At 53.7% G+C, this 17,832-nt stretch carries 18 protein-coding genes and 1 tRNA gene; 12 read left to right on the forward strand and 7 right to left on the reverse strand.

Annotated elements, in window-relative coordinates; genetic code table 11:
* The first annotated feature begins 11 nt into the window (after window positions 1-11).
* The gene (gene murA / locus ADJ24_RS14085) at window positions 12-1,271 is read left to right on the forward strand and encodes a UDP-N-acetylglucosamine 1-carboxyvinyltransferase (protein WP_023309349.1); all 1,260 of its coding nucleotides are present in this window, start codon (window positions 12-14) and stop codon (window positions 1,269-1,271) included.
* A 60-nt stretch (window positions 1,272-1,331) separates the two neighbouring features.
* Here murA and sfsB read toward each other — a convergent pair whose 3' ends face one another.
* Both sfsB and ispB read right to left on the reverse strand, forming a co-directional pair.
* The gene (gene sfsB / locus ADJ24_RS14090) at window positions 1,332-1,619 is read right to left on the reverse strand and encodes a DNA-binding transcriptional regulator SfsB (RefSeq protein WP_023309348.1); all 288 of its coding nucleotides are present in this window, start codon (window positions 1,617-1,619) and stop codon (window positions 1,332-1,334) included.
* A 229-nt stretch (window positions 1,620-1,848) separates the two neighbouring features.
* Window positions 1,849-2,820, reverse strand: a complete 972-nt coding sequence (ispB, locus tag ADJ24_RS14095; protein ID WP_023309347.1) for an octaprenyl diphosphate synthase — start codon at window positions 2,818-2,820, stop codon at window positions 1,849-1,851.
* Window positions 2,821-3,077: 257 nt separating this feature from the next.
* Here ispB and rplU point away from each other — a divergent pair, with 257 nt between their 5' ends.
* The 4 genes from rplU to cgtA all read left to right on the forward strand — a co-directional run bounded on the left by rplU (window position 3,078) and on the right by cgtA (window position 5,919).
* On the forward strand, window positions 3,078-3,389 hold the full coding sequence (rplU, locus tag ADJ24_RS14100) for a 50S ribosomal protein L21 (protein WP_003025032.1): 312 nt from the start codon (window positions 3,078-3,080) through the stop codon (window positions 3,387-3,389).
* Window positions 3,390-3,408: 19 nt separating this feature from the next.
* Window positions 3,409-3,666: a 50S ribosomal protein L27 gene (rpmA, locus tag ADJ24_RS14105; RefSeq protein WP_004385076.1), complete on the forward strand. Its 258-nt coding sequence runs from the start codon at window positions 3,409-3,411 to the stop codon at window positions 3,664-3,666.
* Between the two features lie 96 nt (window positions 3,667-3,762).
* Entirely contained in the window at window positions 3,763-4,728 is a 966-nt protein-coding gene (locus ADJ24_RS14110) for a DMT family transporter (RefSeq protein ID WP_023309346.1), read from the forward strand.
* A gap of 15 nt (window positions 4,729-4,743) precedes the next feature.
* On the forward strand, window positions 4,744-5,919 hold the full coding sequence (gene cgtA, locus ADJ24_RS14115) for an Obg family GTPase CgtA (RefSeq protein ID WP_023309345.1): 1,176 nt from the start codon (window positions 4,744-4,746) through the stop codon (window positions 5,917-5,919).
* 35 nt (window positions 5,920-5,954) lie between these two features.
* Here the strand turns inward: cgtA and pmrB are convergent, their stop codons facing one another.
* Genes pmrB through dacB form a run of 3 tightly spaced genes read right to left on the reverse strand, consistent with a single transcriptional unit; the run spans window position 5,955 to window position 9,093 of the window.
* Window positions 5,955-6,998 (reverse strand): two-component system sensor histidine kinase PmrB, encoded by a 1,044-nt coding sequence (pmrB, locus tag ADJ24_RS14120; protein ID WP_023309344.1) that lies wholly within the window; start codon window positions 6,996-6,998, stop codon window positions 5,955-5,957.
* The gene (gene pmrA, locus ADJ24_RS14125) at window positions 6,995-7,657 is read right to left on the reverse strand and encodes a two-component system response regulator PmrA (protein WP_023309343.1); all 663 of its coding nucleotides are present in this window, start codon (window positions 7,655-7,657) and stop codon (window positions 6,995-6,997) included. The genes pmrB and pmrA overlap by 4 nt, the downstream gene beginning before the upstream one ends.
* A gap of 2 nt (window positions 7,658-7,659) precedes the next feature.
* Window positions 7,660-9,093 carry a serine-type D-Ala-D-Ala carboxypeptidase gene (gene dacB, locus ADJ24_RS14130; RefSeq protein WP_023309342.1) on the reverse strand — a complete coding sequence of 478 codons (1,434 nt, stop codon included), beginning with the start codon at window positions 9,091-9,093 and terminating at the stop codon, window positions 7,660-7,662.
* A 228-nt stretch (window positions 9,094-9,321) separates the two neighbouring features.
* On the opposite strand from dacB, the gene greA reads away from it, so the two are divergent.
* A complete protein-coding gene (gene greA, locus ADJ24_RS14135) occupies window positions 9,322-9,798 on the forward strand; it encodes a transcription elongation factor GreA (RefSeq protein ID WP_014171793.1) in 477 nt (158 codons plus the stop codon).
* A 151-nt stretch (window positions 9,799-9,949) separates the two neighbouring features.
* On the opposite strand, the gene yhbY is transcribed toward greA, so the two are convergent.
* Window positions 9,950-10,243, reverse strand: a complete 294-nt coding sequence (yhbY, locus tag ADJ24_RS14140; protein WP_003861814.1) for a ribosome assembly RNA-binding protein YhbY — start codon at window positions 10,241-10,243, stop codon at window positions 9,950-9,952.
* Between the two features lie 127 nt (window positions 10,244-10,370).
* Here yhbY and rlmE point away from each other — a divergent pair, with 127 nt between their 5' ends.
* From rlmE to ADJ24_RS14170, 6 genes are all read left to right on the forward strand, one after another.
* Complete coding sequence (rlmE, locus tag ADJ24_RS14145; RefSeq protein ID WP_003861812.1) at window positions 10,371-10,997, forward strand: 23S rRNA (uridine(2552)-2'-O)-methyltransferase RlmE; 627 nt, start codon at window positions 10,371-10,373, stop codon at window positions 10,995-10,997.
* A 102-nt stretch (window positions 10,998-11,099) separates the two neighbouring features.
* Entirely contained in the window at window positions 11,100-13,034 is a 1,935-nt protein-coding gene (gene ftsH, locus ADJ24_RS14150; RefSeq protein WP_029739626.1) for an ATP-dependent zinc metalloprotease FtsH, read from the forward strand.
* 98 nt (window positions 13,035-13,132) lie between these two features.
* On the forward strand, window positions 13,133-13,981 hold the full coding sequence (gene folP / locus ADJ24_RS14155; RefSeq protein ID WP_023309340.1) for a dihydropteroate synthase: 849 nt from the start codon (window positions 13,133-13,135) through the stop codon (window positions 13,979-13,981).
* Entirely contained in the window at window positions 13,974-15,311 is a 1,338-nt protein-coding gene (glmM, locus tag ADJ24_RS14160) for a phosphoglucosamine mutase (RefSeq protein ID WP_048702685.1), read from the forward strand. Before folP ends, glmM begins: the two co-directional genes overlap by 8 nt.
* A 223-nt stretch (window positions 15,312-15,534) precedes the next feature.
* The gene (gene secG, locus ADJ24_RS14165) at window positions 15,535-15,867 is read left to right on the forward strand and encodes a preprotein translocase subunit SecG (RefSeq protein WP_023309338.1); all 333 of its coding nucleotides are present in this window, start codon (window positions 15,535-15,537) and stop codon (window positions 15,865-15,867) included.
* A 9-nt stretch (window positions 15,868-15,876) separates the two neighbouring features.
* Window positions 15,877-15,963 (forward strand) — tRNA-Leu (locus ADJ24_RS14170).
* Between the two features lie 185 nt (window positions 15,964-16,148).
* Here ADJ24_RS14170 and argG read toward each other — a convergent pair.
* Entirely contained in the window at window positions 16,149-17,495 is a 1,347-nt protein-coding gene (argG, locus tag ADJ24_RS14175; protein WP_023309336.1) for an argininosuccinate synthase, read from the reverse strand.
* Between the last annotated feature and the right edge of the window lie 337 nt (window positions 17,496-17,832).

The following is a 17,832-nucleotide window of genomic DNA, read 5'->3' on the forward strand; positions in this document are numbered from 1 at the left end:
GAGAGCACACAATGGATAAATTTCGTGTACAGGGGCCAACGCGTCTCCAGGGCGAAGTCACAATTTCTGGCGCTAAAAACGCCGCGCTGCCAATCCTCTTTGCTGCGCTGCTGGCTGAAGAGCCGGTAGAAATTCAGAACGTACCGAAGCTGAAAGATATCGACACCACCATGAAGCTGCTCACCCAACTGGGCACGAAAGTTGAGCGTAACGGTTCCGTCTGGATCGACGCCAGCAAGGTGAACAACTTTTCAGCCCCTTACGATCTGGTGAAAACCATGCGTGCATCCATCTGGGCGCTTGGCCCGCTGGTAGCGCGTTTTGGTCAGGGTCAGGTCTCTCTGCCGGGCGGCTGCGCCATCGGTGCGCGTCCGGTTGACCTGCACATCTTTGGTCTGGAAAAACTGGGCGCCGAGATCAAGCTGGAAGAAGGTTACGTTAAAGCGTCCGTTAATGGTCGTCTGAAAGGCGCGCACATCGTCATGGACAAAGTGAGCGTGGGCGCAACTGTAACCATTATGTCTGCGGCGACGCTGGCAGAAGGTACTACCATCATCGAAAACGCCGCGCGCGAACCGGAGATTGTGGATACCGCCAACTTCCTCGTGGCGCTGGGGGCGAAGATTTCCGGTCAGGGCACCGACCGTATCACCATCGAAGGCGTTGAGCGTCTGGGCGGCGGTGTCTATCGCGTACTGCCGGACCGTATCGAAACCGGGACCTTCCTGGTCGCTGCGGCGATTTCTGGCGGGAAGATTGTTTGCCGCAATGCGCAGCCAGATACCCTGGATGCGGTGCTGGCGAAACTGCGCGATGCGGGTGCGGATATCGAAATCGGCGAAGACTGGATCAGCCTCGATATGCACGGCCAGCGTCCAAAAGCGGTCAATGTGCGTACGGCGCCGCATCCGGCGTTCCCTACGGACATGCAGGCACAGTTCACCCTGTTGAACCTGGTTGCCGAAGGTACTGGCTTCATCACAGAAACCATTTTCGAGAACCGCTTTATGCACGTACCGGAGCTGATCCGTATGGGCGCGCATGCTGAGATCGAAAGTAATACCGTGATCTGCCACGGCGTTGAGAAACTGTCAGGTGCTCAGGTGATGGCAACCGATCTGCGTGCGTCTGCAAGCCTGGTGCTGGCGGGTTGTATCGCGGAAGGTACAACCATCGTGGACCGTATCTATCACATCGATCGTGGTTATGAGCGTATCGAAGATAAACTGCGCGCGCTGGGTGCCAACATCGAGCGTGTGAAGGGCGAGTAATCGTTCCGGCAGCCCCCTGCCAGCAATGACCGGGGGGTTGCTGTTCCTGTCAAAAACGCGTTATTCCTGCGGTTCTCTTTTTACCTTTCTCTGGCGAATCATGCGCGATCTGTCGATAAATTCATGGGTAATGGGATCGTGGTAGCGCGAAGGCCAAATTACCCACGGATGCGTATCCAGCGCCGTCGCGATAATTAACTCTCCCTTGGGCCAGGGGCGGGTGAGGGCGTTTGCCAGAGTGGAAGAACTCAGTCCATGGCGGCGGGACTCTGCTGCCAGTGAAGTGCCTCTTTTGCGCAGTGCGGCAATAATATCAGCCGTGTGCCAGTCGATAAATTTCGTATCCATAACGCCGTCCTTAAGTTCGGATTCACCTACGCCGTTTCTTCTGAAACGACGCGGTTACTATACCCATTTCAACTTCTTGTTCTAAAAAGTTCGCGTTACTTGAAGGGATATTCAGAATAAGACACGGCTTTATTCATGCGGTCTCTAAACCGATGAATTTACATGAACACGGAATTTACAGGTGTGTACTGGAATCTCCCCGCTATCGCTGCGGGGAGAAACAAGGGGATTAACGGTCGCGCTGAACGGCGATGTGGGCAAGACCAATCAGTGCATCACGCCATGGGCTGTCTGGAATGACCTGAAGCGCTTCGATGGCTTTGTCGGCTTCTTCTTCCGCACGCTGACGCGTCCATTCCAGCGATCCGCAGATAGCCATGGTTTCCAGGACAGGTTCCAGAAGATGGCGGCCATTTCCCTGCTCAATCGCTTCACGGATCATTTTCGCCTGGTCGGCTGTTCCATTGCGCATAGCATGAAGCAGCGGCAGAGTTGGTTTGCCTTCGTTCAGGTCATCGCCCACGTTTTTGCCGAGCGTCTCGCCGTCCGCACTGTAGTCCAGCAAATCATCAATCAGTTGGAATGCCGTACCCAGATAGCGGCCATAGTCCTGCAGGCCTTTTTCCTGTGCTTCGGTACAGTCAGCCAGAATGCCGGAACACTGGGCAGCCGCTTCAAAGAGGCGCGCAGTTTTGCTGTAGATGACGCGCATGTAGTTTTCTTCGGTAATGTCAGGGTCGTTGACGTTCATCAGCTGCAGCACTTCGCCTTCAGCAATGACGTTTACGGCTTCGGACATCACTTCCAGCACTTTCAGTGAGCCCAGGCTGGTCATCATCTGGAAGGCACGGGTATAGATAAAATCCCCCACCAGGACGCTGGCTGCGTTTCCGAAAGCGGCGTTTGCCGTGGCTTTGCCGCGACGCATATCCGATTCATCCACAACATCGTCATGCAGAAGCGTCGCCGTGTGAATAAATTCGATGAGCGCTGCGATAGTGACGTGAGCATTTCCCTGATAGCCAACGGCTCTGGCAGCCAGAATAGCAATCATCGGACGAATGCGTTTACCGCCGCCGCTGACGATGTAATAGCCCAACTGATTGATCAGCTGAACGTCAGAGTTGAGTTGCTCCAGGATTGCTGCATTCACACCCGCCATATCTTGCGCGGTTAACTCGTTGATTTTTTCTAAATTCATCGCAAAAGCCGGGCTTTTTATCCTGTTGATCCCATCTTCAATGGGGTAACGAAGGGTTTCGGTTTATCAATAGTAGTGCTGATTGTACTGAAAAAACGGCACAGATAAACGTTACCGTACGTGTTGTGTTTTTTTTCTTCATGTATTGACGGTAGCACTTGTCAAAGGCTCGCGTTTTGCGTAATATTCGCGCCCTATTGTGAATATTTATAGCGCACTCTGATTCATACGAGGATGTGCGCGGAAGCGGAGTTTATATGTACGCGGTTTTCCAAAGTGGTGGTAAACAACACCGAGTAAGCGAAGGTCAGACCGTTCGCCTGGAAAAGCTGGACATCGCAACTGGCGAATCTGTTGAGTTCGCAGAAGTTCTGATGATCGCAAACGGTGAAGAAGTCAAAATCGGCGTTCCTTTCGTTGATGGCGGCGTTATCAAAGCTGAAGTTGTTGCACACGGTCGTGGCGAGAAAGTTAAAATCGTTAAGTTTCGTCGTCGTAAGCACTACCGTAAGCAGCAGGGCCACCGTCAGTGGTTCACTGATGTGAAAATTACTGGCATCAGCGCCTAAGACCTGAGGAGAGATTTAAATGGCACATAAAAAGGCTGGCGGCTCCACACGTAACGGTCGCGATTCAGAAGCTAAACGTCTTGGCGTTAAGCGTTTCGGTGGCGAATCCGTTCTGGCGGGTAGCATCATCGTTCGTCAACGTGGTACCAAATTCCACGCTGGCAACAACGTAGGTTGCGGTCGTGACCACACTCTGTTTGCTAAAGCAGACGGTAAAGTGAAATTTGAAGTTAAAGGCCCGAACAACCGTAAATACATCAGCATCGTTGCTGAGTAAGGTTTTCTCGGTCCGGTAACGGATTAAAGCCCCGCAACCTGTTGCGGGGCTTTTTACATTGGAAACCCGGTAATTTTTTCTGTAGGGAAAACGGGCATGAAGCAGCAGGCCGGCATTGGTATTCTTTTGGCGCTCACTACCGCAATGTGCTGGGGTGCGCTGCCAATTGCAATGAAGCAGGTTCTGGAAGTGATGGAGCCGCCTACGGTGGTCTTTTATCGCTTTCTGATGGCAAGCATCGGCCTCGGGGCCATTCTGGCTATCAAAGGTAAGCTTCCACCCTTGCGGCTTTTCCGCAAACCGCGCTGGCTGGTATTGCTGGCTATCGCGACGGGCGGTCTGTTCGGTAACTTCATCCTGTTCAGCTCTTCCCTGCAATATCTCAGCCCCACGGCGTCGCAGGTGATAGGTCAGCTTTCACCGGTGGGCATGATGGTTGCCAGCGTCTTTATCCTCAAGGAAAAGATGCGTGGTACGCAGATTATCGGGGCGAGCATGCTGTTGTGCGGTCTGGTGATGTTCTTCAACACCAGTCTGATAGAGATTTTCACCCGCCTGACGGATTACACATGGGGTGTAATTTTTGGTGTGGGGGCAGCAACGGTCTGGGTGAGCTATGGCGTCGCACAAAAGGTGTTATTGCGTCGTCTTGCCTCACAGCAGATTCTCTTTTTACTGTACACTTTGTGTACAATAGCATTGCTGCCATTAGCAAAGCCGGGTGTGATTTCCCAGCTTAGCGACTGGCAACTGGCGTGCCTCATTTTTTGTGGGCTGAACACGCTGGTCGGTTATGGCGCGCTGGCCGAAGCGATGGCGCGCTGGCAGGCAGCACAGGTGAGCGCGTTAATTACGCTTACTCCGCTGTTTACGCTGTTATTTTCAGATTTGTTATCAATGGCCTGGCCCGATGTCTTCGTCAGACCGATGCTCAACCTGTTGGGCTATCTCGGTGCGTTTGTCGTGGTTGCGGGCGCGATGTATTCCGCCATTGGTCATCGTCTTTGGGGACGTTGGCGCAAAAATGAAGCGGTTGTAGTAGTCCCCCGCTCAGGCGAATGAGTTACGGAGAGTAAAATGAAGTTTGTTGATGAAGCGACGATCCTGGTCGTGGCTGGTGATGGCGGCAATGGTTGCGTGAGCTTCCGCCGTGAAAAGTATATCCCACGTGGCGGTCCTGACGGCGGCGACGGCGGGGATGGTGGTGACGTGTGGCTGGAGGCGGATGAGAACCTCAACACGCTGATCGACTACCGTTTCGAAAAATCCTTCCGTGCTGAACGTGGCCAGAACGGCCAGAGCCGTGACTGTACCGGGAAACGCGGTAAAGACGTCACCATTAAAGTTCCGGTCGGTACGCGTGTGATTGACCAGGGAACCGGTGAAACCATGGGTGACATGACCAAACACGGTCAGCGCCTGATGGTGGCGAAAGGCGGCTGGCACGGTCTGGGTAACAGCCGTTTCAAATCCTCCGTTAACCGTACACCGCGTCAGAAAACGATGGGTACGCCGGGTGATAAGCGCGATCTGCAGCTGGAGCTGATGCTTCTGGCAGACGTGGGCATGCTGGGTATGCCAAACGCCGGTAAATCGACGTTCATTCGCGCCGTTTCTGCGGCGAAACCAAAAGTGGCGGACTATCCGTTTACCACGCTGGTACCAAGCCTGGGCGTTGTCCGTATGGATAACGAGAAGAGCTTTGTGGTTGCCGATATTCCGGGTCTGATTGAAGGCGCTGCGGAAGGCGCGGGTCTGGGTATTCGCTTCCTGAAACACCTTGAGCGTTGCCGCGTGCTGCTGCACCTTATCGATATCGATCCTATCGACGGTTCCGATCCGGTTGAAAACGCCCGCATCATCGTTGGCGAGCTGGAAAAATACAGCGAAAAACTGGCGAATAAACCACGCTGGCTGGTCTTCAACAAGATCGACCTGATGGACAAAGCCGAAGCGGAAGCGAAAGCGAAAGCGATTGCTGAAGCAATGGGTTGGGAAGATAAATACTACCTGATCTCTGCGGCAAGCCAGGTTGGCGTGAAAGATCTGTGCTGGGATGTGATGACCTTCATTATTGAGAACCCAATTGTTCAGGCGGAAGAAGCGAAACAGCCTGAAAAAGTCGAATTCATGTGGGATGACTACCATCGTCAGCAGCTCGAAGAGCTGGAAGCGGAAGAAGATGATGAAGACTGGGACGATGACTGGGATGAAGACGACGAAGAAGGCGTCGAGTTCATCTACAAGCACTAATATCTGTCCAAAGCCCCCATTATGGGGGCTTTTTTTTATTCCAGCGTTGCGGGCAGCCAGCAGCTGGCGATCAAACCACCTTCAGCGCCATTCTCAAGCGTCAACCTGCCGTGGTGGAGCTGCACGATGCGCTGCACGATACTCAGGCCCAGACCGCTGCCACCGTAGCGCTGGTCAAGACGGCGGAATGGCTCGGTAATTGACTGTCGGTGCGCTTCATCAATACCGGGCCCCTGATCGATCACGCTAATCTGCGTTCCCCCGTCGACCCCGGTTAATGTCACTGTAATCGTTGTCCCTGCCGGGCTGTAGCGCCCGGCATTCTCCAGCAGGTTGCGCAGCATCAGACGCAGGAGCACGGCGTCTCCCTGAACCGTGAGCGCACTTTTAGCGGGCCAAATCACCGTATGCTCTTTGGCTTCATGGCCCAGGCCGAGAGGTTCAATGATATTTTCCGTCCAGCTCACGGTTTCGTAGTGTCCGCTGGCCATTGCCTGTCCGGCACGGGCCAGCATAAGCAGCTGTTCGACGGTATGCATGAGCTGATCGATACGGCTAATTAACGTCGCGGCCTGTGGTGCGCCTGACTGCGCCATAAGCTCCAGATGAAGCCGGATACCGGCAAGGGGCGTTCGAAGCTCGTGTGCGGCGTCAGCGGTGAAGAGACGCTCCTGCTGAATAGTATTGTCCAGCCGGGCGAGCAGCTGGTTCAGGGAGGTTGTCACCGCGCCTATTTCTTCCATGTCGGAATACATAGGAAGCGGAGTTAAGTTATCCGCCGAACGGTTAGCCAGGCTGTCACGCAGTTTATTCAGCGGTCGGGTTATCCAGGTGACCGCCCAGAATGAAAACAGCAGCGTGAAACCGACCATCACCAGAGAAGGGACGAGAAGGGAAGCGATCGCCTCGCGGATCTCTTTTTCGACATGGTTATTGCGGGCTTTTGCCGACAGCGTTTCATTCACCAGAAAACCAATCTGCTCACGGCTTTCATGCCACAGCCAGATGACGCTTATCAGCTGGAAAAATAAGAGAATAACCGCCAGCAGCACCATCAAACGCCGACGCATGCTGTTCATTTCTGGCTCTCAAGGCGATAGCCAACGCCACGGACGGTTTTGATTCTGTCCTTGCCTAGCTTGCGACGCAGGTTGTGAATGTGAACTTCAAGGGTATTTGACCCCGGGTCGTCCTGCCAGGAGTAGATATCCTGCTGAAGCGTTTCTCTGTGCACCGTTTGCCCGCTGCGCATGATCAGACGCGTAAGCAAAGCGAACTCTTTTGGCGTCACCTCTACAGCCTGGTCACGGCGTAGTACCTGCTGGGTTTGCAAATTCAGCGTAATATCGCCGTCGGTCAGTAAGTTATCACTATGGCCCAGATAACGGCGAATCAACGCTCGCACTCGCGCCTGCAGCTCCGCAAGCGCAAAAGGCTTCACCAGGTAATCATCTGCGCCTGCGTCGAGGCCGGTGATACGATCCTCAATGGCATCGCGTGCCGTCAGGATCAATACAGGGTTGGCGATACCGCGACGTCGCCACTGACTGAGCAGCGTGGCGCCGTCTTTATCTGGCAAGCCCAAATCGAGGATCACCAGGCTGTATTCCCCGCTCTGGATCAGAGAGTCCGCCTCCGCTGCGGTGCCAGCGCAGTCGAGAGCATAGCCTTCATTGGCCAGCCCCAGCGCCAGCCCTTCCTGCAATAACAGATCGTCTTCAACTATGAGTAGTTTCATCGCTAGTTATTCTGGTAGATGTCCTTATAGAGCCTGCTTTCGAATCGAACCAGAGGAATACGACGATTGCGCTGGTCGGCCGGTTCGACGGCATAGCCGGAAAGATACTGCACGAATGCCATACGTTGTCCGCTGGCGGTAGTGATAAAGCCTGCAAGGTTGTAAACCCCCTGCAGCGAGCCTGTCTTAGCGGATACTTTGCCATCCACGCCGGCAGCGTGAAGCCCGGCGCGATACTGCAGCGAACCGTCATGCCCGGCCAGCGGCAGCATTGAAATAAAGTTTAGCTCAGTGTCATGCTGTGCAATGTACTGAAGCACCTGCATCATCGTGGCCGGAGAGATCAAATTATGACGCGATAATCCGGAGCCATCGACGGCGATGGTATTGCCCAGCTCGATCCCGGCCTGCTGGCGCAGGATCTGACGAACGGCGTCTGAACCCGCGCGCCAGGTGCCCGGCACGCCGAAACGCGCGTGGCCAATCATGCGGAACACGGTGTCGGCAATCATGTTGTCAGACTTTTTCAGCATGATTCGCAGTAAATCGTGCAGCGGCGGAGACTGTTTGCTGGCGATGACCGTGCCGGGCTGGTTGACCTGCGTCTGGCGAAGCAGCGTGCCGGTGTAGGTTATGCCCGCTTGTTTCAGTTCATCTTTCAAAATGGCACCCGCATAGCTTGCACCATCCTGTATCGCAAAGGCCAGCGGCAGCGGATCGGCGCGCTGCGTCAGGCAGCCGGTAAGCGTGAAGCGGTTAAGATCCCCTGGCACGACGTCCAGCTCACAATATTGCGCATCCGGGGAGCCTTTCGCCAGCGTGCGGACCTGGCTAAACATGGTGACCGGGTAGTAGGACGCTATACGGATAAACGCTAAATCATCCGGCTTTTGCGCGCTGTAAAGCGAAACCGAGAAGCAGTTACGGTCAACGATTGCTGCGGCGGGCGGGGCGCTAAAACATTGTGTCATGTCGTTCCACGGCCAGCCTGGGGCTTTATCGTGGCTGGCAAAGATGGATGTGTCGATCAGCACATTGCCATCAATTTTCTGTACGCCAGATTTTTTCAGTACCGCAACCATATTGCGGATATCCTGGCGCTTAAAGGTCGGATCGCCGCCAAAACGGGCGATAAGATCGCCTTTCAGTGCGCCTCCCTCGACGTTACCTTTGGTCTCGAGTGTGGTCGTAAAACGGAAATCAGGGCCGAGCTGGAGCAGGGCGGCGAGGGCGGTGATCACCTTTTGGGTACTGGCAGGCAGCGCCATCTGTTGACTGTGATAGTCAATCTCGGGAGCCTGTGCGCCAACCTTCTGCACCATCAGGGCGAGGTTCGCGCCTGCGGGGAGCTGATTAATGTACTCATCAACATTCGCGGCCTGGGCGGTGAACGTTATACTGGTAGTCAATCCGATGATAAATCTGGAAAATCGCATAATCTCGCGCTAACAACCCGAAAACAAACCGTCATACTACGGTGCATGGCACTGCAAAGTAAACGATGACCCATAGTGAACTTCGCGGTAAAATGCGTATCAAACTGAAAAATTGCTGCTGACCTGGGGCATTGCTCCCGGGTCGGTTTTCTTTTTGCTTCTTGCCCGCTTAGGGGGGCAGGAGCAGGGAACACTGCTCCCAACAGGAATGTTTAAGAGGTATAACAAATGCAAGCTATTCCGATGACCTTACGTGGTGCCGAAAAACTGCGCGAAGAGCTGGATTTTCTGAAATCCGTGCGTCGCCCTGAAATCATCGCCGCTATCGCGGATGCGCGCGAGCATGGCGACCTGAAAGAGAACGCTGAATACCACGCCGCGCGTGAGCAGCAGGGCTTCTGTGAAGGGCGTATTAAAGATATCGAAGCAAAACTGTCCAATGCACAGGTTATTGATATCACCAAAATGCCTAACAACGGGCGTGTGATCTTTGGTTCTACCGTTACCGTGCTGAACCTGGACAACGACGAAGAGCAGACCTATCGCATCGTGGGTGATGATGAAGCTGACTTCAAACAGAACCTGATTTCAGTGAACTCTCCGATTGCTCGCGGCCTGATTGGCAAAGAGCAGGACGATGTTGTCACCATCCGCACCCCTGGCGGTGAAGTGGAATACGAAATTATCAAGGTTGAATACCTGTAATTCGCTTCTCTACTAAGATGTTGATACATTGTAAAGAAAAGAAAAAGGCCGCATAGCGGCCTTTTATCAACTCAAGGAGCATGGCATTTTGCTCGCCTGCTGACAGAAATCCCTCGTTTCACACAGAAAATGTGTTTGATTCAGGATATCCTTAGCGTGGCAGCGAGATTTTACGCTCTTTAGATGGGCGGTAGAGCACCAGCGTTTTACCGATGACCTGTACATTACAGGCGCCGGTTTCGCGCACGATGGCTTCCACGATCAGGTTTTTAGTGTCTCTGTCTTCAGAGGCGATTTTCACCTTGATCAGCTCGTGGTGTTCCAGCGCTTGTTCAATCTCGGCAAGCACCCCTTCGGTCAAACCATTGTTGCCAAGCATCACTACAGGCTTGAGCGGATGTGCCAGACCTTTAAGGTGCTGTTTTTGTTTAGTACTCAGATTCATCGTATATTTTTGCTTACGTTGGGATTGAAAACGGTTCATTCTACCGCCATCTCCCTTATATCGCCAAATAGCTGCGTAGAAATTTACGTCACAGGCAGGTAACGATGAACCAGGACGGAAATGTTAAATGACAGGTAAAAAGCGTTCTGCCAGCTCCAGCCGCTGGCTTCAGGAACACTTTAGCGATAAATATGTTCAACAGGCACAGAAAAAGGGGTTACGTTCCCGTGCCTGGTTTAAACTTGATGAAATACAGCAAAGTGACAAACTTTTTAAGCCGGGGATGACGGTTGTTGACCTCGGTGCGGCACCTGGCGGATGGTCCCAGTATGCGGTTACGCAGATCGGCGGAACGGGCCGAATCATCGCGTGCGATCTTTTACCAATGGATCCCATCGTCGGTGTCGACTTCCTTCAGGGCGACTTTCGTGATGAATTAGTGCTGAAAGCGTTACTTGATCGTGTAGGTGACAGTAAGGTCCAGGTTGTCATGTCAGATATGGCACCAAATATGTGCGGAACACCGGCGGTGGATATCCCCCGCGCCATGTATCTGGTGGAGCTAGCGTTAGAAATGTGTCGTGATGTACTAGCGCCTGGTGGTAGTTTTGTTGTGAAGGTGTTTCAGGGCGAAGGTTTCGAGGAGTATCTTAAGGAAATTCGCTCCCTGTTTGCGAAGGTTAAAGTTCGTAAGCCGGACTCTTCCCGGGCCCGTTCCCGAGAAGTGTATATTGTAGCGACCGGGCGAAAATGATAACCGGTAGATTTCAGGCGAAAGTTTGAATGAAACTGGATATAGAGTATCCTGACGCTGTTTTTAACACAGTTGTAATATGAGGTTAATCCCTTGAGTGACATGGCGAAAAACCTAATACTCTGGCTGGTCATTGCCGTTGTGCTGATGTCAGTATTCCAGAGCTTTGGGCCCAGCGAGTCGAATGGCCGCAAGGTGGATTATTCTACCTTCCTGCAGGAGGTCAATCAGGACCAGGTTCGCGAAGCGCGTATCAACGGACGTGAGATCAACGTTACCAAGAAAGATAGTAACCGTTACACGACTTACATCCCGGTGAACGATCCTAAGCTGCTTGATAACCTTCTGACCAAAAACGTCAAGGTGGTAGGTGAGCCGCCAGAAGAACCAAGCCTGCTGGCTTCTATCTTCATTTCCTGGTTCCCGATGCTGCTTCTTATTGGCGTCTGGATCTTCTTTATGCGTCAGATGCAGGGCGGCGGTGGCAAAGGTGCCATGTCGTTCGGTAAGAGCAAGGCGCGTATGCTGACGGAAGACCAGATCAAGACTACTTTCGCTGACGTCGCCGGTTGTGACGAAGCGAAAGAAGAGGTGGGTGAACTGGTTGAATACCTGCGTGAACCGAGCCGTTTCCAGAAGCTGGGCGGTAAGATCCCGAAAGGCGTGCTGATGGTTGGCCCTCCGGGTACCGGTAAAACCCTGCTGGCGAAAGCCATCGCAGGTGAAGCGAAGGTGCCGTTCTTTACTATTTCAGGTTCTGACTTCGTCGAAATGTTCGTGGGTGTCGGTGCATCTCGTGTGCGTGACATGTTCGAGCAGGCCAAGAAAGCAGCACCGTGCATTATCTTCATCGATGAAATCGACGCCGTGGGCCGCCAGCGTGGCGCAGGCCTGGGCGGTGGTCATGATGAACGTGAACAGACGCTGAACCAGATGCTGGTTGAGATGGACGGCTTCGAAGGTAACGAAGGTATCATCGTTATCGCGGCGACTAACCGTCCGGACGTACTTGACCCTGCGCTGCTGCGTCCAGGCCGTTTCGACCGTCAGGTTGTTGTGGGTCTGCCGGACGTTCGCGGTCGTGAACAGATTCTGAAAGTTCACATGCGTCGCGTACCGCTGGCGCCAGATATCGACGCGGCAATCATTGCGCGCGGTACTCCAGGCTTCTCCGGTGCGGACCTGGCGAACCTGGTCAACGAAGCTGCTCTGTTTGCCGCTCGCGGTAACAAGCGCGTCGTATCTATGGTGGAGTTTGAGAAAGCGAAAGACAAAATCATGATGGGCGCGGAACGTCGCTCCATGGTGATGACGGAAGCGCAGAAAGAGTCCACGGCATACCACGAAGCGGGGCACGCGATTATCGGTCGCCTCGTGCCGGAACACGATCCGGTGCATAAAGTGACGATTATTCCGCGCGGTCGTGCGCTGGGTGTGACTTTCTTCCTGCCTGAAGGCGACGCGATCAGCGCCAGCCGTCAGAAGCTGGAAAGCCAGATTTCGACCCTGTACGGCGGTCGTCTGGCAGAAGAGATTATCTACGGTGTGGAACATGTTTCTACCGGTGCGTCCAACGACATTAAAGTTGCGACAAACCTGGCGCGTAACATGGTGACGCAGTGGGGCTTCTCCGACAAACTCGGTCCGCTGCTGTATGCAGAGGAAGAGGGTGAAGTATTCCTGGGCCGTTCTGTGGCTAAAGCGAAACATATGTCCGATGAGACGGCTCGTATCATCGATCAGGAAGTAAAATCTCTGGTAGAGCGTAACTACGCACGTGCACGCCAGATCCTGACCGACAATATGGACATCCTGCATTCGATGAAAGATGCGCTCATGAAATATGAGACCATCGATGCACCGCAGATTGACGACCTGATGGCGCGCCGTGAAGTGCGTCCGCCAGCGGGCTGGGAAGACCCAGGCGCTTCCAATAATTCTGACAACAATGGCACCCCGCGTGCGCCGCGTCCGGTTGATGAACCGCGTACGCCAAACCCGGGCAACACCATGTCAGAACAGTTGGGCGATAAGTAAGCCACTGCTGTTGAAGCGTTTGTCTGTAACTCAAACCCTGGAGCTTGCTCCGGGGTTTTTCATTTCTGTTTAACGATATAGATACCAGGGATTTCGCCATGAAATTATTCGCTCAGGACTCGCATCTCGATCTTTCACATCCCCATGTGATGGGGATCCTGAATGTTACCCCTGACTCTTTCTCAGACGGCGGCACGCATAACACGCTTATCGAGGCGGTTAAGCACGCGAATTTAATGATTAATGCGGGCGCCACCATTATTGACGTGGGCGGCGAATCGACGCGTCCTGGTGCGGCGGACGTGTCTGTGGAAGAAGAGCTGGCGCGCGTGGTGCCGGTGGTTGAAGCTATCGCGCAGCGGTTTGAAGTATGGATCTCCGTTGATACCTCTAAACCCGAAGTGATTCGTGAAGTGGCGAGAGTGGGCGCTCACATTATCAATGATATTCGTTCACTCACCGAGCCTGGCGCACTGGAAGCCGCGGCAGAGACCGGGTTACCGGTATGCCTGATGCATATGCAGGGTCAGCCGAAAACCATGCAGGAAGCACCGAAGTATGATGATGTCTTTGCCGACGTGAATCGCTTCTTTATTGAACATATTGCGCGCTGCGAACGTGCAGGTATCCCAAAAGAGAAATTGTTGCTCGACCCGGGGTTCGGTTTCGGTAAAAATCTCTCCCACAATTATGCGTTGCTCGCGCGCTTATCGGAATTCCATCACTTTGACCTGCCGCTGCTGGTGGGGATGTCGAGAAAGTCGATGATTGGGCAGTTGCTGAACGTGGGGCCGAGCGAACGCCTGAGCGGCAGCCTGGCCTGCGCGGTGATTGCGGCGATGCAGGGCGCGCACATTATTCGTGTCCATGACGTCAAAGAAACAGTAGAAGCCATGCGTGTGGTGGAAGCCACACTGGCAGCGAAGGAAAACAAACGCTATGAGTAATCGTAAGTATTTTGGTACCGATGGTATCCGTGGGCGTGTAGGCGATGCTCCCATCACCCCTGATTTTGTCCTGAAGCTCGGCTGGGCTGCTGGCAAAGTGCTGGCGCGTCATGGTTCCCGTAAGATCATTATCGGTAAAGACACCCGTATTTCCGGCTATATGCTGGAGTCAGCGCTGGAAGCGGGTCTGGCGGCGGCTGGACTGTCCGCGTCCTTTACGGGCCCAATGCCGACGCCTGCAGTCGCGTATCTGACGCGTACCTTCCGTGCGGAAGCGGGGATTGTTATCTCAGCTTCTCACAACCCGTTCTACGACAACGGCATTAAATTCTTCTCCATTGAAGGCACCAAGCTCCCGGATGACGTGGAAGAAGCCATTGAAGCCGAAATGGAAAAAGAGATCACCTGCGTTGATTCCGCAGAGCTGGGTAAAGCGAACCGTATCGTTGATGCGGCGGGCCGTTATATCGAATTCTGTAAAGGCACCTTCCCGAATGAGCTGAGCCTGGCTCACCTCAAAATTGTGGTGGACTGTGCTAATGGCGCGACCTATCACATCGCCCCGAATGTCTTCCGCGAACTGGGTGCGAAAGTCATCACCATTGGCTGCGAGCCGGATGGTCTGAACATTAACGAGCAGGTGGGGGCAACTGACGTTCGTGCCCTGCAGGCGCGTGTTCTGGCAGAGAAAGCCGACCTGGGCATTGCGCTGGACGGCGACGGTGACCGCGTGATCATGGTCGACCACGAAGGTAACAAGGTCGACGGCGATCAGATCCTCTACATCATTGCCCGTGAGGGCCTGCGTCAGGGCCAGCTGCGCGGCGGTGCGGTGGGCACGCTGATGAGTAACATGGGCCTGGAACTGGCGCTGAAACAGCTCGGTATTCCGTTTGTCCGCGCGAAAGTGGGTGACCGCTATGTGCTGGAAAAATTGCAGGAGAAGGGCTGGCGCATCGGCGCAGAAAACTCGGGTCACGTGATCCTGCTCGATAAAACCACCACCGGTGACGGTATCGTGGCCGCGCTGCAGGTGGTTGCTGCAATGGCGCGCAACCATATGAGCCTGCACGATCTGTGCAGCGGGATGAAAATGTTCCCACAGATCCTGGTTAACGTACGCTTCACTGCCGGTAAAGGCGATCCGCTGGAAAACGAGAACGTCAAAGCGGTGATGGCTGACGTTGAAGCGGCCCTGGGCAATCGTGGGCGTGTGCTGCTGCGTAAGTCCGGTACTGAACCGCTGATCCGCGTGATGGTGGAAGGTGAAGACGAAGCGCAGGTAACCGAATTTGCACACCGTATTGCGGATGCTGTGAAAGCTGCATAATTGTGCACGCTAAATGTATAAAAAGGCGGCTTTTGTCGCCTTTGTTTTAAGCAATTAATGGCTTTTTGCTGTTTTTTTCCGCAGTTGATACAATGCGTCAAAAATGCCCTTGCGAAGGTCATTCGCTTTGGTTAGTATTCACACCCGCTTCAGTGGGAAACAAAAATCCTGCTAATTGGTCGAAGCATTGGTATGCGGCAAATCCGCAAGGAACAGGTTGATTATGTACGAAGCTCTTTTAGTTGTTTTCCTTATTGTAGCCATCGCTCTCGTAGCGCTGATTATGCTGCAGCAAGGTAAAGGCGCTGATATGGGAGCCTCCTTCGGAGCAGGCGCTTCCGGTACGCTGTTCGGTTCAAGTGGTTCTGCGAACTTCATGACCCGCACAACGGCGATTCTGGCTACGCTGTTCTTCATCATCAGTCTGGTGCTTGGCAATATCAACAGCAACAAGACCAGCAAAGGAAGCGAGTGGGAAAACCTGAGTGCGCCAGCGAAAACTGAGCAAACTCAGCCAGCTGCACCGGCTAAGCCGACCAGCGATATCCCGCACTAAGTATTCTGTACCGAGGTGGTGGAATTGGTAGACACGCTACCTTGAGGTGGTAGTGCCCTAACGGGCTTGTGGGTTCGAGTCCCATCCTCGGTACCAATATTCCAGAAGAAAGACGTCGAAAGACGTCTTTTTTTTCGTCTGCATATTCTGAGGTGTGGTTTTGTAGGCCCGGTAAGCGCAGCGCCACCGGGCAAAATGGCGGGTGACGCTGCGCTTACCCGCCCTACGAAAGTCCACAAAAAAGGCGTCCATAGGACGCCTTTTGCACGTTATATCAGCGATTACTTCTTATCGCTGTGCTCCAGGTTTTCAACCTGCGGCAGACCGTTACCGGAATTCGCGGAGAGCAGGCCATTCTCAACATAGTTGAACAGCTTCTCGCGGGTATCGGTGATGTCCAGGTTACGCATAGTCAGCTGACCGATACGATCGTCCGGCGAGAACACGGATTCACCTTTCTCCATGGTCAGACGCTCTGCTTTATAGGTCAGGTTGTCAGACACGGTGTTCAGGATGGAGTAGTCGTTACCGCGACGCAGTTCCAGCGTTACTTCACCGGTGATTGCGCTTGCCACCCAACGCTGCAGCGCATCGCGCAGCATCAGCGCCTGTGGATCGAACCAGCGGCCCTGATACAGCAGTTTACCCAACTGACGGCCATGAGAGTGATACTGCTCAATGGTGTCTTCGTTGTGAATGCCGGTCAGCAGACGCTCGTAAGCGATGTGCAGCAGCGCCATTCCCGGGGCTTCATAGATGCCGCGGCTTTTCGCTTCGATGATGCGGTTTTCAATCTGATCGCTCATGCCCAGACCGTGACGACCGCCAATACGGTTAGCTTCCAGCATCAGCTCAACATCGTCAGAGAAAGTTTTACCGTTCAGCGCAACCGGATGGCCGCGTTCGAAACGCACGGTCACTTCTTCAGCCTGGATTTTGACGTTCTCGTCCCAGAACTTCACGCCCATGATCGGGTTAACGATCTTCACGCTTGAGTTCAGGAATTCCAGGTCTTTCGCTTCGTGCGTCGCACCCAGCATGTTGGAGTCAGTGGAGTAAGCTTTCTCGACAGACATCTTATAGTCGAAACCGCAGGCGATCATAAACTCGGACATCTCATGACGGCCACCCAGCTCGTCGATGAAGTCGGTATCCAGCCACGGCTTGTAGATCTGCAGTTCGGCGTTGGTCAGCAGGCCATAACGATAGAAACGTTCAATATCGTTGCCTTTATAGGTACTGCCGTCACCCCAGATGTTGACGCCGTCTTCTTTCATCGCCGCAACCAGCATGGTGCCGGTGACCGCACGGCCCAGCGGGGTGGTGTTGAAATAGGTCAGGCCGCCGGTGGTGTTATGGAACGCACCGCACTGAATAGCCGCGATACCTTCAGCGACCAGTTGCTTACGGCAGTCAATCAGGCGCGCGTTCTCTGCACCATACTCTTTAGCGCGACGAGGAATGGCATCATAGTCGTCCTCATCCGGCTGACCCAGGTTCGCGGTATAGGCGTACGGAACCGCTCCCTTCTGGCGCATCCACAGTAGTGCAGCGCTGGTATCCAGGCCACCTGAGAAAGCGATGCCAATACGTTGTCCAACCGGAAGATGCTTGAGAATAGTCGTCATAGAATAAAACCCTGCTTGATTGACTGATTAGAGACCGCTTTCGCTCTCTTGTGCATTTTTATGCAAAATAAGTGAGTATTCATTTAATCATCTTTTGGCGAAGACCGGAAGAGAGTCGTGCGTTTTTTGTAAAAATTTTGGTCTAATTGATCTGGCGGAAGTTGGGTTGACAGGTGGGGTCAACTATCAATATACTAAACGCCGATTTTACGTCCCGTCTTCGGTACCAAATCCCAGCATTATTTGCAAATTCTGTCCAAAACGCGTAGAATTTGCCACGTTTCAGGCGCGGGGTGGAGCAGCCTGGTAGCTCGTCGGGCTCATAACCCGAAGGTCG

The sequence above is a fragment of the Enterobacter sp. 940_PEND genome, assembly GCF_001059415.1.
Taxonomy (GTDB): domain Bacteria; phylum Pseudomonadota; class Gammaproteobacteria; order Enterobacterales; family Enterobacteriaceae; genus Enterobacter; species Enterobacter cloacae_M.